Annotated in this window: 14 protein-coding genes and 1 pseudogene; 10 read left to right on the top strand and 5 right to left on the bottom strand. The window is 64.1% G+C overall.

The window, feature by feature from the left end; genetic code table 11:
• From J7I85_RS21055 to J7I85_RS21045, 3 genes and pseudogenes are all read left to right on the top strand, one after another.
• Positions 1-562, top strand: a pseudogene (locus tag J7I85_RS21055) (amino acid permease); the annotation flags it as partial.
• Between the two features lie 50 nt (positions 563-612).
• Positions 613-2,376 (top strand): thiamine pyrophosphate-dependent enzyme, encoded by a 1,764-nt coding sequence (locus J7I85_RS21050; protein WP_214856902.1) that lies wholly within the window; start codon positions 613-615, stop codon positions 2,374-2,376.
• A 128-nt stretch (positions 2,377-2,504) separates the two neighbouring features.
• Positions 2,505-3,134: a LysE family translocator gene (locus J7I85_RS21045; RefSeq protein ID WP_214856901.1), complete on the top strand. Its 630-nt coding sequence runs from the start codon at positions 2,505-2,507 to the stop codon at positions 3,132-3,134.
• Positions 3,135-3,138: 4 nt separating this feature from the next.
• On the opposite strand, the gene J7I85_RS21040 is transcribed toward J7I85_RS21045, so the two are convergent.
• Positions 3,139-3,525, bottom strand: coding sequence for a VOC family protein (locus J7I85_RS21040; protein ID WP_214856900.1), 387 nt, complete (start codon positions 3,523-3,525; stop codon positions 3,139-3,141).
• Between the two features lie 97 nt (positions 3,526-3,622).
• On the opposite strand from J7I85_RS21040, the gene J7I85_RS21035 reads away from it, so the two are divergent.
• Positions 3,623-4,033: a DUF3054 domain-containing protein gene (locus J7I85_RS21035; RefSeq protein ID WP_214856899.1), complete on the top strand. Its 411-nt coding sequence runs from the start codon at positions 3,623-3,625 to the stop codon at positions 4,031-4,033.
• Between the two features lie 111 nt (positions 4,034-4,144).
• Positions 4,145-4,426: an Lrp/AsnC family transcriptional regulator gene (locus J7I85_RS21030; protein WP_111903442.1), complete on the top strand. Its 282-nt coding sequence runs from the start codon at positions 4,145-4,147 to the stop codon at positions 4,424-4,426.
• An 87-nt stretch (positions 4,427-4,513) separates the two neighbouring features.
• Here the strand turns inward: J7I85_RS21030 and trpD are convergent, their stop codons facing one another.
• Positions 4,514-5,572 carry an anthranilate phosphoribosyltransferase gene (gene trpD / locus J7I85_RS21025; RefSeq protein WP_214856898.1) on the bottom strand — a complete coding sequence of 353 codons (1,059 nt, stop codon included), beginning with the start codon at positions 5,570-5,572 and terminating at the stop codon, positions 4,514-4,516.
• Positions 5,573-5,684: 112 nt separating this feature from the next.
• Between trpD and J7I85_RS21020 the strand changes: the two genes are divergently transcribed.
• The 4 genes from J7I85_RS21020 (at position 5,685) to J7I85_RS21005 (ending at position 10,055) form a co-directional block, all read left to right on the top strand.
• The gene (locus tag J7I85_RS21020; RefSeq protein ID WP_251024627.1) at positions 5,685-6,359 is read left to right on the top strand and encodes a heme-copper oxidase subunit III; all 675 of its coding nucleotides are present in this window, start codon (positions 5,685-5,687) and stop codon (positions 6,357-6,359) included.
• Positions 6,360-6,447: 88 nt separating this feature from the next.
• Positions 6,448-7,236 (top strand): c-type cytochrome, encoded by a 789-nt coding sequence (locus J7I85_RS21015; RefSeq protein ID WP_214856896.1) that lies wholly within the window; start codon positions 6,448-6,450, stop codon positions 7,234-7,236.
• 100 nt (positions 7,237-7,336) lie between these two features.
• On the top strand, positions 7,337-8,407 hold the full coding sequence (locus J7I85_RS21010; protein WP_214856895.1) for a ubiquinol-cytochrome c reductase iron-sulfur subunit: 1,071 nt from the start codon (positions 7,337-7,339) through the stop codon (positions 8,405-8,407).
• Positions 8,385-10,055 (top strand): ubiquinol-cytochrome c reductase cytochrome b subunit, encoded by a 1,671-nt coding sequence (locus tag J7I85_RS21005; protein WP_214856894.1) that lies wholly within the window; start codon positions 8,385-8,387, stop codon positions 10,053-10,055. The genes J7I85_RS21010 and J7I85_RS21005 overlap by 23 nt, the downstream gene beginning before the upstream one ends.
• 126 nt (positions 10,056-10,181) lie before the next feature.
• Here J7I85_RS21005 and J7I85_RS21000 read toward each other — a convergent pair whose 3' ends face one another.
• The gene (locus J7I85_RS21000; protein ID WP_214856893.1) at positions 10,182-10,973 is read right to left on the bottom strand and encodes a GntR family transcriptional regulator; all 792 of its coding nucleotides are present in this window, start codon (positions 10,971-10,973) and stop codon (positions 10,182-10,184) included.
• A gap of 181 nt (positions 10,974-11,154) precedes the next feature.
• Between J7I85_RS21000 and J7I85_RS20995 the strand changes: the two genes are divergently transcribed.
• Positions 11,155-11,448, top strand: a complete 294-nt coding sequence (locus tag J7I85_RS20995; RefSeq protein ID WP_214856892.1) for an HPr family phosphocarrier protein — start codon at positions 11,155-11,157, stop codon at positions 11,446-11,448.
• An 80-nt stretch (positions 11,449-11,528) separates the two neighbouring features.
• Here the strand turns inward: J7I85_RS20995 and J7I85_RS20990 are convergent, their stop codons facing one another.
• Both J7I85_RS20990 and ctaD read right to left on the bottom strand, forming a co-directional pair.
• Positions 11,529-11,930 (bottom strand): cytochrome c oxidase subunit 4, encoded by a 402-nt coding sequence (locus tag J7I85_RS20990; RefSeq protein ID WP_214856891.1) that lies wholly within the window; start codon positions 11,928-11,930, stop codon positions 11,529-11,531.
• Positions 11,927-13,648 carry a cytochrome c oxidase subunit I gene (ctaD, locus tag J7I85_RS20985; protein ID WP_214856890.1) on the bottom strand — a complete coding sequence of 574 codons (1,722 nt, stop codon included), beginning with the start codon at positions 13,646-13,648 and terminating at the stop codon, positions 11,927-11,929. The genes J7I85_RS20990 and ctaD overlap by 4 nt, the downstream gene beginning before the upstream one ends.
• Positions 13,649-13,655: the final 7 nt, after the last annotated feature.

Here is a 13,655-nt window from a genome sequence, read left to right as displayed (position 1 = left end):
GAACCTCGTGGTCCTCACCGCAGCCCTGTCCTCCCTCAACGCCGGCCTCTACTCCACCGGCCGGATCCTGCGCTCCATGTCCGTGGCCGGCTCCGCCCCCCAATTCGCCCAGCGCATGAACAAAGCCGGCGTCCCCTACGGCGGCATCGCCATCACCGCCGGCGTCTCCCTGCTCGGCGTCCCACTGAACTACCTCGTCCCCTCGCAGGCCTTCGAAATCGTCCTGAACATCGCCTCCGTGGGCATCATCGTCACCTGGGCCACCATCGTCCTTTGCCAGATCCAGCTCAAGCGCTGGGCAGACAAAGGCTGGCTCAAACGCCCCTCCTTCCGCATGTTCGGCGCGCCCTACACCGGCTACCTCTCGCTGCTGTTCCTCATCGGCGTACTCGTCATGGTCTTCATCGACTCACCACTCACACTGCTGGTCACCCTCATCGCCATCGCGCTCATGGTCGCCGGATGGTACGCCTGCCGCAAACGCATCCACGAAATCGCCGAAGCCCGCGAAGGCTTCACCGGCATGTCCCCTGTCATCGCCAACCCGGTGCCCTTCAGATAAATATCCCCATCTTCATAAGCACCCGCCCACCCAATAACCAAAGAAAGCTCATGACAACAGAGTCTCAGTCCACCTTGACCGCAACCGATGCCCCTTCCGATCTTGGGCAGTTCAACAACCAAAAGCTCCAGCAGACTGGCTGTGAGAGCATCAGCGCACCATCCCGCGCGGCCCTGAGATCCGCCGGGCATGTGATTGTTGACTCGCTCGTAGCCCATGGTGTGAAACGCACCTACGTGGTTCCCGGTGAAAGCTTCCTTGACGTACTGGACGGCCTGCACAGCTCGGAGGTGGAAACCATCGTGTGCCGGCACGAGGGCGGCGCAGCTTACATGGCCGAGGCCGACGGAAAAATGAACCAGGTGCCCGGTGTGGCGATGGTTACCCGGGGACCCGGCGCAGCCAACGCGCACGTGGGACTGCATACGGCCTGGCAGGACTCGACGCCGATGCTCCTGTTCGTGGGCCTGATTCCGTTCGCGCACCGGGACCGCGAGGCGTTCCAGGAGTTCGACATCAAAGCCTGGTTCGATACCGGCGCCAAGCGCGTCATGGTCCTTGACCACGCGGAGCGGGCGTCCGAGATTGTGGCCGAGGCGATGTTTGCCGCGATGAGCGGCCGCCCGGGGCCCGTGGTGGTGGGCCTGCCGGAGGACATCCTCCGGCAACTGGTCGATCCGACGCTGCACCCGACGATCCCGGTGGCGGCCGGCGGCATGAGCAGCAGCGATGCCGCGGCCCTGAAGGCTGCGCTGGCCTCGTCCAACAAACCGCTTTTCGTAACGGGCGGCAACGACTGGACCCAGGCGGCAGCTGACCAACTGACCGCGTGGCTGGAGCGTCACCAGATTCCAGCAGCAGCGGAATGGCGCACCCAGGGAACCGTTTCCTTTGATTCCCCGTCCTATGTGGGCCCCATCGGGTACGGTCGCCCGCGCCCCACCTTCGACCTGCTCGAGGAGACCGACCTTCTGGTGTTTGTGGGCACTGTCCCGGGAGACGTGATTACAGACGGATTCGTCTGCCGGCAGGACTGGAGCAAGAAGAACTTCCTGGTCACCATCGACCCCTCACTGCGTGGCCGTTCGGGTCCTGTCTCACGGCAGATCCTGGCGAAACCGGAGGCCTTTGTCCGCGATCTGGCGGACATCGACCTGGAAGTGAAGGAGGAGTGGAAGGCGTGGACAGGCCGGATGAGGGCCGAACAGGAGTCATTTGCCGCGCTCCCCGCTTCCGCTCCCGCCGCCGGACCGGCAAGGATGGACACCTTGATGGCGAACCTGGTCCCCAGACTGCCGGAGGACGCGCTGGTGACGTTCGGTGCGGGCGAGCACACGAACTGGGCCCACCGGTACTTCCCCACCCGCCGCTACGCGTCTATGATCAGCGCCAGGAACGGCTCCATGGGTTACTCCATCCCCTCGGCCGTCGCGGCGTCGCTGGCGGAACCAGGGCGGCGAGTGGTCACCATCGCGGGAGACGGGGAGTTCCTAATGAACGGCCAGGAACTGGCCACCGCCGCCCAGTACGGTGCCACGCCGCTGGTTATTGTCATGGACAACCGGGAGTACGGCACCATCCGCACCCACCAGGAGCGGCACTATCCCGAACGCGTGTCCGGCACCCAGCTGAAAAATCCGAACTTCGGCATGATGGCCACGGCCTTTGGCGGTTTCGGCATTACTGTCACCGAGGACAAGGATGTCCCGGCCGCCTTGGACGCGGCCCTGGCAGCCATCGATGATGCCCGCGTCTTCGCCCTCATCCATCTAGTGGTGGAGCAGCGCGTCAAGGCCTACAACTCCACGCCCTGACAGAAAACGGACGACGGCGGGGCCTCCCGCCGTCGTCCCCCCGGAGACCTTTGTAATCCAGTGCTACCGGTAGACACGCCCCAATCGACGATCATCTGCGCGCCCCCGGAATTTGCTTACCATCGACTATGAGCATTTCCGACTCCCTCCTTCAGTTCGCGCTCGTGGCCGCCCTGCTTACGGTGATCCCGGGGATGGATACCGTGCTCGTGCTGCGTACGGCGATCAGCGGCAGCCGCGGGTCCGCCTTCGCCACGGCGGCGGGAATCTGCACGGGTACCGTCTTCTGGGGCTTGGCCGCCGCCGTCGGTGCTTCGGCCTTGCTGGCCGCCTCGGAAACGGCCTTTACCGTCCTGAAGGTCGCAGGCGCCTGCTACATGGCGTGGCTGGCCGTGAGCATGATTATCCGAAGCTTCCGCCCGGGGGCGACTGGGGAGACCGGCCCCACGGGCCCGGCCAGCCCCCGCGCCGCCTGGCTTGCGGGCACCACAACCAGCCTGCTGAATCCCAAGGTTGGGGTTTTCTACATGGCAATGATCCCGCAGTTCCTTCCGCCGGAGGCGCCGCCGCTGCTGATGGGCGTGCTGTTGCCGCTGGTCCACAACGTGGAGGGCATGGCGTGGTTTGCGGTCATCATTTTGGCAACCCACCATGCGCGCCGCTGGCTCCGGTCGCCTGCCGTGGCCAAAACCACAGACCGCGTCGCCGGCGTCGTCCTCCTGGGTTTCGCGGCAAAGATCGCCACCAGCAAAGCCTGACGCTCTAACTGGCGGGCGCCCCGCCGTCGAACGCGTGGCTCACCAGTCCCACGGTGTTCCCCTCGCTGTCCCTGATGAAAGCCATCCATTCGTCCGCACCCGCAGGACCGAGCCGTGCATCATCGTGATGGAAGATCACGTGCGGGGCCCCGACCACCTCCACTCCCCCGGCCTCAAGCTCAGCCACGCGCAACCGCACGTCCGGGACGCCAAGGTAAATCACCGCCGAAGGCGCTCCCCGCTCCAGCAGGAGCCGGACGCCGTCGAGATCGAAGAACAGCAGTCCCGGCGGGTCGAAGACAGCAACCGGCGCGCTGCCCAGCAGCCTCGAGTAGAACTCTGCCGCCCGGTCAAGATCCTCGGCGTGCTGCGCGATCTGGGTGAGCCTCACCAAGCCTCCTTCAGGGGTCCGTTTGCTTCCTGCCTGATATCGTCACGGGATATGCCTGTGGGGGCAAGACCTGCCAAAAACGGATAGGCTCGGAAGCATGCCTTCCACAACAGACCGTCCCGGAACACGGGCGGTTCCGGCCCTGACGGCCGCCGCAGCTGCGGCAGATTTCATCCTCATCCTGACGTTCGCTGCCATCGGCCGGGACGCACATGCACGAGGCGAATCAGTCGTTGGAATCCTGTTCACCGCCTGGCCGTTCCTGGCCGGCGCAGCCGTGGCCTGGCTGCTGCTGCGGCTCTGGCGACGGCCGCTCGCGCTCTGGCCGGCCGGGGTGGCTGTGTGGCTGGGCGCCGTGGCCATCGGAATGGCGCTGCGGGCGCTCACGGGACAGACGGTGGTCCTGCCATTTGTGATCGTGGCGCTGCTGAGCCTGGCGGTGTTCCTCCTCGGCTACCGCCTCATCGTCGCCATAGTTCTCCGCCTGCGCGCCCGCCGCCGCGCCTGACTCCTGCGGGGCGGCGCCGCCACGGGAGCAACCGACCGGCGCCCGCCCATGTACTGGACCGCCCATGTAATAGGCTGGCAGCACAGCTCAACAGATCCGGAAGGGTTCACAGTGATCACCGCATTCGTCCTGATCAAGACAGACGCCTCGCGCATCCCCGAAACGGCCGAGGAGATATCCTCCATTGACGGCATCAGCGAGGTCTACTCCGTGACTGGCGAATGGGACCTGATCGCCGTCGCACGCGTATCCCAACACGAAGATCTGGCGGACGTCATCGCCGACAAGCTGTCCAAGGTCCCCGCCGTCGTGCACACCACCACCCACATCGCCTTCCGGGCTTACTCGCAGCACGACCTCGACGCCGCATTCGCGCTGGGGTTCGAGGAATAGCAGCACGCTAGGACGACAACAAAGAGGCCAGGCACCTGCGGGTGCCTGGCCTCTTTGTTGTTCGATGTCTGAAGGCTGTTCCGAGCGCTAGGCCCGCGAGAGGCTGACCCACTTCTCGAGCACAGCAGCGGCTGCGCCGGAGCCGATGGATTCCGCAGCCCGGTCGAGGGCAAGCTTCATGCGGTCAGTGAGCGGACCGTCAGCCTGAAGGTCGTACGCCACCAGGCCCGCCGCCGCGTTCAACAGGACTGCGTCCCGGACCGGCCCGGTTTCCCCGGCCAGGACGTTGCGGACGACGGTGGCATTCGCCTGTGCGTCACCGCCGCGCAGCTGATCGACAGTCGCCTGACGGATCCCCAGGTCCCCGGGCGAGAAAGTCTGCTCTGTCACTTCGCCGCCGCGGATCTCCCACACGGTTGACGGCCCGGTGGTGGTCAGTTCGTCCAGGCCGTCGCTGCCCCGGAACACCAGGCCCCGGCTGCCGCGCCGCGCCAGGACGCCGGCCACGAGCGGCGCCATGCGGGCGTTCGCCACGCCTACTGCGGAGGCCTGCACCCGGGCGGGGTTGGTGAGTGGGCCCAGGAAGTTGAAGGCTGTGGGGATCGCGAGTTCGCGCCTGGGCACCGCGGTGTGGCGGAAGGACGGGTGGAAGACCTGGGCGAAGCAGAAGGTGATGCCCGCTTCCTCTGCGTTCCGGGCAACATCGGCTATCGGGAGGTCGAGCCGCACCCCCAGCGCTTCCAGGACGTCCGCTGATCCCGACGACGACGACGCCGCGCGGTTTCCGTGCTTAACCACCTTTGCGCCCGCTCCGGCACAGACCAGCGCGGCCATGGTGGAGATGTTGACAGTGTTGAGTTGGTCACCACCGGTGCCTACGATGTCCAGCTTTTCGCCGGTGATGGAGATCGGATTGGCATGGGCCACCATGGCGTCAACGAGGCCGGCAATCTCCTCTACCGTCTCGCCCTTGGCGCGCAGCGCCACCAGGAAACCGGCAATCTGGACGGGTGTGGCGGCCCCCGACATGATGGTGTCCATGGCCCATGCCGTACTGTCCGCGCTCAGGTGTTCGCCGTTCAACAGTGCCGAGATGAGGCGCGGCCAGGTGTTGCCTGCCGCCGGTGCCGATACCTGTGAAGTCACCTCCTGATGCTATCGAGGTGCCCGTCGCAAAGACCAATATGAACGCCTCCGGGAACTTTTCCGCGCGATTTCGCGTCTTTGTAGAAAAAGTCTCCGCAAAAGCCGGTTTGCGTTGGGCAAGCCAGAGTTTTACAGACATAATGTCTATGTGACATCTGCGACCCATGCCCCCAGTACCCCTGCGCACCCCACGCTGAACCGCCCGAATATGGTCTCTGTTGGGACCGTCGTCTGGCTCTCCAGCGAGTTGATGTTCTTCGCCGGTCTCTTCGCCATGTACTTCACACTCCGGTCCACCTCCGGCCAGATGTGGGCGGAAGAGACGGCCAAGCTCAACTTCCCCTTTGCGCTCGTTAACACCATCGTCCTCGTGGCAAGTTCCTTCACTTGCCAGATGGGCGTTTTCGCCGCCGAAAGGCTCCAGCCGCGACGCAGCGGCGGGCCGCTCCAGTTCACCCGCTGGGGCATGAACGAATGGTTCACCCTGACCTTCCTCATGGGTGCCTTCTTCGTTGCCGGCCAGAGCACGGAATACGCCATGCTGGTCTCGGAGCACGTTACGCTGTCCTCCAACGCCTACGGCTCCGCCTTCTACATGACCACCGGCTTCCACGGCCTGCACGTCATCGGCGGTCTGATCGCCTTCCTGCTCATCATGGGCCGCTCCTTCGCCGCCAAGAAGTTCGGTCACTTCGAGGCGACCTCGGCGATTGTCACCTCCTACTACTGGCACTTCGTGGACGTCGTTTGGATTGGCCTCTTCCTGGTCATCTACGTCCTCCAGTAGCCCAGACTTTTCTCCCTCTTTCCCAAGAGAACGAATTCTAAGAAGCGGCTCACGGAGCCGACGCACGATCGAATAAAGGAACCACCACGTGAAGGCACTCTCGCAGAAGCGACGTCACCCACTGGCAGCAATAGCCCTGCTGTTGATGGGCCTCCTCCTCACTGGTGGGCTGTACGCCGTTGCCACCACCGTCAACGAGGCCAAAGCCAGTACTGCAGAGTTCACCGCCAGCGATACACAGGAAGGCCAGAAGCTCTTCGAAGCCAACTGCGCCACCTGCCACGGCATGGGTGCCAGCGGAACGCAGGACGGCCCCTCACTGGCTGGCGTCGGCGCCGCCGCTGTTGACTTCCAGGTCGGCACCGGCCGCATGCCCATGCAGATGAACGGCCCCCAGGCCTACAAGAAGCCGGCCCAGTTCAACGATACCCAGACCCACCAGCTGGCCGCATACGTCGCCTCACTGGGCGCAGGTCCGGCCATCCCGGCCGAGGAATTGCTGGATGAGAAGGGCAACGCCGCCGAGGGTGGCGAGCTGTTCCGCGTGAACTGCGCCATGTGCCACAACGCTGCAGCAGCGGGCGGTGCACTTACCCGGGGTAAGTTCGCCCCTGCCCTGGCCGACGTCTCGGGCAAGCACATCTACGAAGCAATGGCCACCGGGCCGCAGAACATGCCGGTGTTCAACGACTCGAACGTCTCCCCCGAAGGCAAGCGCAACATCATCACCTTCCTGAAGCAGATTGAAGCCAACGGTTCCCCGGGCGGCGCAGACCTGGGCGCACTTGGTCCAGTTTCTGAGGGCCTTTTCGTGTGGATCGCCGGCCTGGGCGTCATCATCGCCTTCACCATCTGGCTGACGTCCCGCACGTCCTAGCCAAACCAGGCACAACAAGAACGTCCTGCTGATTGCACAGCAGGTTTGGAACTGAACATAACTCGGCAAAGGCCGAGACGAGAGAAGGATGAGGCGAATCATGGGCAACCATAGTGACGGCAGTCCGAACCACTCGGGCACCGTAGCTACGGCTGGTCAGCATGAGGTGGAGAAATTCCAGGATCCTGGACTTCCCCCGCACCGCTTGCGCCTGGCTGACACGGACCCGAAGGCCGCCAAGCGGGCAGAACGGCAGGTTGCCGCTCTTTTCGCAACCTCAGTTGTTGGCACCGTGATCTTCCTGGTGGCGTACTTTGCCATCGACTTGGGAGACGACTCAAGCATTGCCACCATCCGGCTGCAGAATGCGCTGCTCGGCATTGGCACGGCGTTCGCTATGCTCGGCATCGGCACCGGTATCGTGCACTGGGCCAAGGCCCTGATGCCGGACCACGAAGTCTCCGAGGAACGCCACGCGATCCGCACCGAGGACGACCGCCAGGCTGCGGTCCGCATCGTTGACGACATCGTGGAGGAAACGGGTATCAAGCGCCGTCCCCTCATCCGGAACACCCTGCTGGGCGCCGTGGCACTGGCACCCCTGCCGGCCCTCGCCGTCTTCGGCGACCTGGGACCGCGCCCGGACGACAAGCTGGCGCACACCATGTGGGCCCCGCAGGAGGGCAAGCTCAAGCGCCTCACCCGCGACCCCGATGGAACCCCCATCAAGGCCTCGGACGTCACCATCGGTTCCGCCTTCCACGTCATTCCGGAAGGCCTCAACGAACTGCACGAAGGCAAGCTCAACGAGAAGGCCAAGGCCGTCGTTCTGCTGATGCGTCTCGACCCGGCCTCGCTTAACCCGTCCGCGGGACGCGAAAACTGGGGCTACAACGGCATCGTTGCCTACTCCAAGATCTGCACCCACGTCGGTTGCCCTGTTGCCCTCTACGAGCAGCAGACGCACCACCTGCTGTGCCCGTGCCACCAGTCAACCTTCGACCTGACCCAGGAATGCAAGGTTATCTTCGGCCCCGCCAGCCGCCCGCTCCCCCAGCTGCCCATCGCAGTTGACGATGAGGGCTACCTGGTCGCTACCAGCGACTTCAACGAACCTGTAGGACCAAGTTACTGGGAGCGTGATGAGCATGAGCGCAGCACCAACAGCTGAAGCCCCCGCCTACGTAGCCAACACCAAAGTCGGACGCTTTACTGACTTCGTCGACGAGCGCGTCGGCGGATCCGGAATCCTCCGTGAATTCGGCCGCAAGGTATTCCCGGACCACTGGTCCTTCATGTTTGGCGAGGTGGCGCTGTACTCCTTCGTCATCCTGCTCCTGTCGGGAACGTTCCTGACGTTCTTCTTCGATCCGTCCATGGCTGAGACGCACTACGCCGGTTCCTACACGCCGCTGAAGAACGTCGAAATGTCCGTCGCCTACAGCTCCTCGCTGGACATCTCCTTCGACGTCCGCGGCGGCCTGTTCATGCGCCAGGTCCACCACTGGGCAGCGCTGCTGTTCGTGGCCTCCGTAGCCGTGCACATGCTCCGGGTGTTCTTCACCGGCGCGTTCCGCAAGCCCCGCGAAATGAACTGGGTAGTGGGCGGTGTCCTGCTGATCCTGGCCATGGCTGCCGGCTTCACCGGTTACTCGCTCCCCGATGACCTGCTGTCCGGTAACGGCCTGCGCATCATCGACGGCGTCATCAAGTCGATCCCCGTGATCGGCACCTACATCTCCTTCTTCCTGTTCGGTGGAGAGTTCCCCGGCACGGTCATCATCAGCCGCCTCTACACGCTGCACATCCTGCTCGTGCCGGCACTGATCCTGCTCATGATCGTCGTGCACCTCTTCATGGTGGTAGTCCACAAGCACACGCAGTACCCCGGCCCGGGACGCAACGACCGCAACGTGGTCGGCTACCCCCTCGGCCCGGTCTATGCTGCGAAGGCCGGCGGATTCTTCTTCATCGTCTTCGGTGTGATTGCGCTCATGGCCGGGTTCTTCACCATCAACCCGATCTGGAACTACGGACCGTACGATCCCTCCCCCGTGTCCGCAGGTACCCAGCCTGACTGGTACATCGGCTTCGTCGACGGCGCACTGCGCCTGATGCCCGGTGTGGTCAGCGGCTTCCACTTCGAATACATCATCTTTGGCCACGTCCTCACGCTGAATGTCCTGCTTCCGGCACTTGTTCCGGCTGGCATCATCTTTACCGTGCTGTTCACCTACCCGTGGATCGAGCGCTGGATCACCAAGGACAACCGGGAGCACCACGTGCTGGACCGTCCCCGGAACGCGCCCACGCGTACCGCGATCGGTGTAGCCGGCTTCACCTGGTACAGCGTCATGTGGGCCGCCGCAGGTTCGGACCTCATCGCCACGCACTTCCACGTGGCACTGAACGACGTCACGTACTGGCTGCGTGCACTGTTCTTCGTCGGCCCGTTCATCGCTTTCGCTGTCACCAAGCGCGTGGCCCTGGCCCTGCAGCGCAAGGACCGCGAAATCGCCCTCCACGGCCGCGAGACCGGACGCATTGTCCGCCTCCCGCACGGTGAGTTCATCGAGGTGCACGCTCCGCTCGACGAGTACAAGCGCTACAAGCTGGTTGGCTTCGAGTCGCTCGCACCGCTTCCTGCCCAGCCGAACGAGCACGGCGTGGTGACCCGCAAGGAAAACCGCCGCGCCAAGCTGTCCCGCTGGTTCTTCGAGGACAGGGTTGCTCCGGCAACGCCTGCCGAGCTGGAAGCCGGCCACGGGCACCACGAAGCCGTTGAAGCCGGCGAGGGACAGAAGACCCTCAGCCACTAGGCAACAGCGCTTCACCCAGGCACCATACAGAAAAGGCCCGGTCCACCAGGACCGGGCCTTTTCTGTATGCACATTCTGTTCGCCAAACGGGATGTTGATTTTGAAGCAGGCGGCAGCCAGCCCAGGCTACTGCTGCCGGTAACCCGACGAGTAGTTGCGGGTGGGCCGGACGCCGGGCCGCTGCAGCGGCACCCATAGCTTGTACCGGTCGGCGCGGTAGTAGGACACCGAGTAGTCCACCATCGACCTGGCGACGAAGGCATGCCGCTGGATCTTCAGCAGCGGCGCGCCGATTTCAACGTTGAGCAGCCGAGCGGTGGAGGGCGAGGCAGCCGTGGCCTCAATCATGTCCTCGCCCCATTCCATGACCAGGCCGAACTGTTCGCTGAGGACGTTGTACAGCGATGTCGGCGGCTCGCCGTCGAGCAGCCCCGGAACCCGGTGGGCCGGGATGAAGTTCTCATCCACGCTCATCGGCTCGTTATCGGCCAGCAGGAGGCGCCGGAAGCGCACCAGGGGTGTTCCCTCCTCCAGCTGAAGTTCGCGGGCCAGGAAGGCGCTGGCGGCGATCTGCTCAAAGCTCAGCACCTTCGCGGCCGGGACCATGCCGCGGCGCTGCATCTCCTCGCTGTAGGAGGTCAGCTTGACCTGGAGGTCCAGCTTCGGTTTCCGGACGAAGGTGCCCAGGCCGACCACCCGCTCGATGACCTCCTCCCCCACCAAGGCGTCGATGGCCTGCCGGACGGTCATCCTGGCCAGGCCGAAACGTTCGGCCAGGTCACGTTCGGAGGGCAGCGCCGAGCCTGGCGGGCAGGACGTCGCGATGTAGGTCCTGAGAATCTCACGGAGCTGGACGTAAATCGGCGTCCCGCTGGTCCTGTCGATTTCACCGGAAATCCCGGCCACGTTAGCCGCCACTGCGGCCGCTCCTGTATTGCATGTTCACAGTTCAAGGGTAAGCCAACCCGGCCACAGGTCTAGACCAGGTCCGGCCCGGCGGATTGACAGCACAGGGGCCGATATTCTTAAGGACGAACAAATAGACAGACGACGGCGGCTCCCCCACATGTGCCATCCCGTCCAAGACGAAGGAGTCCAGTTGCCCGTTCGTAAGGCAATAGTTTCTGCGGCCATCGGCCTGCACGCCAGGCCGGCAGCTGTGTTTGTCCGCGCGGTCACGGAGACAAGGTTACCGGTGACCATCCGCAAGGACGGCATTGATGCCGTAGACGCCCGCTCCCTGCTCGAGGTGATGACTGCCGATTTCAACTACGGCTGCGAAGTCGAACTGGCGGTCAAGGAATCAGCCCTGCCCGCGGGCAGGAGCCTGGGTGAAGCGGAGGCAGCACTCTCGGGTCTCGTCGAGCTGCTGGCGTCGCAGAGAGCCAGCTGAAGGCAGCTCAAATACACGAAGAACGACGGCGGGCCCCACCAAAAAGGTGGGGCCCGCCGTCGTTCTTCGTACTGAAACGCTTAGTGTGCGTGGTCGCCGCGGCTGTACTCGTAGACCCAGCCCACGAGGGCCACCAGCGCCATACCACCGGCGATGAAGACGATCCAGAAGCCTACGGCCAGGCCGAGGAATCCTGCTGCGCAGGACAGGCCCAGGACCAGCGGCCACCAGCTCCAGGGGCTGAAGTGGCCCTGCTCGCCGGCGCCTTCGTGGATTTCCGCGTCTGCACGGTCCTCGGGGCGCATGCCCACGCGCTTGCCGGTGAAGCCCAGGTAGGCACCGATCATGCCCGCCAGGCCACCCACCAGGAGGATGCCCAGGGTGCCGACCCACTCAGACCAGTTGGTGAGGAAGCCGTAGATGATGGAAACCGGAACGAAGAAGAAAACTCCTGCTCCAAAAATCCATGACTCGATTCTCATTGCGCGGTGTCCTTCTGATCGGCGTTACCGAACACGCTTGCTGCAGGTGCCGGCGACTCAACGGTGTGTGACTGGGAGAGCTCAGGGTGGTGCAGGTCCAGCGCCGGACGCTCCGAGCGGATGCGCGGCAGGGACGTGAAGTTGTGCCGCGGCGGCGGGCAGGACGTGGCCCATTCCAGCGAGGCACCGAAGCCCCAGGGATCGTCAACCTGAACCTTTTCGGCGCTGCGTGCGGTGATGTACACGTTCCAGAAGAACGGGATCAGGGACGCACCCAGAACGAACGAGGCAATGGTGGAGAACTGGTTCATCCAGGTGAAGTTGTCCTCCACCAGGTAGTCGGCGTAGCGGCGGGGCATGCCCTCGACGCCGAGCCAGTGCTGGATCAGGAAGGTGCCGTGGAAGCCCAGGAACAGGAGCCAGAAGTGGATCTTGCCGAGGCGTTCGTTGAGCATCTTGCCGGTCCACTTCGGCCACCAGAAGTAGAAGCCGGCGAACATCGCGAACACCACGGTGCCGAACACCACGTAGTGGAAGTGCGCCACCACGAAGTAGGAGTCTGAGACGTGGAAGTCCAGCGGCGGGGAGGCCAGGATGATGCCGGTCAGGCCGCCGAAGAGGAACGTGATGAGGAAGCCGATGCTCCACAGCATGGGGGTTTCAAAGGTGATGGAACCGCGCCACATGGTGCCGATCCAGTTGAAGAACTTCACGCCGGTCGGCACCGCGATCAGCATGGTCATGAAGGAGAAGAACGGCAGCAGCACGGAGCCGGTGACGTACATGTGGTGCGCCCACACGGTCACGGACAGGGCCGCAATCGCAATGGTCGCGTAGACCAGGCCCTTGTAGCCGAAGATCGGCTTGCGGCTGAAGACCGGGAAGATCTCGGAGACGATGCCGAAGAACGGCAGCGCGATGATGTACACCTCGGGGTGGCCGAAGAACCAGAACAGGTGCTGCCACAGGACGGCGCCGCCGTTCTCCGGGTCGAAGATGTGGGCACCGAAGCGGCGGTCCGCACCGAGGGCGAAGAGTGCTGCGGCCAGCGGCGGGAACGCCATCAGGACCAGGATGGCCGTGACAAGGGTGTTCCAGGTGAAGATCGGCATGCGCCACATGGTCATGCCGGGGGCACGCATGCAGATGATGGTGGTGATGAAGTTGACCGCGCCCAGGATGGTGCCGAACCCGGACAGTGCCAGGCCGAAGACCCACAGGTCACCGCCGACCCCGGGGCTGAAGGTGGTGTTGGACAGCGGTGCGTACGCGAACCAGCCGAAGGATGCAGCACCCTGCGGGGTGATGAAGCCGGAAACGGCGATGGTGGAGCCGAACAGGAAGAACCAGAAGGCCAGCGCGTTCAGTCGCGGGAACGCGACGTCGGGCGCACCGATCTGCAGGGGCATGATCACGTTCGCAAAGCCGGCAAAGAGCGGGGTGGCGAACATGAGCAGCATGACCGTGCCGTGCATGGTGAACAGCTGGTTGTACTGTTCCTTGGTCTGCAGGATCTGCATGCCGGGTTCGAAGAGTTCGGCGCGGATGAGCAAGGCCATCACGCCGCCGAAGCAGAAGAACACGAAGGACGCGATCAGGTACATGTACCCGATGGTCTTGTGGTCCGTGGAGGTGATCCAGTTGACGACGATGCGCCCCTTGGATTTGGGAACTACAGGAGCCTCAAGGATCCCGGGGGTCTGGGTGTAAGTAGCCACTTCGCGT

It is taken from the genome of Arthrobacter sp. ISL-65, assembly GCF_018613795.1.
Taxonomy (GTDB): domain Bacteria; phylum Actinomycetota; class Actinomycetes; order Actinomycetales; family Micrococcaceae; genus Arthrobacter.
Note: the sequence above shows the minus strand (reverse complement) of the source record. Positions and strands in the feature narration are given on the sequence as shown.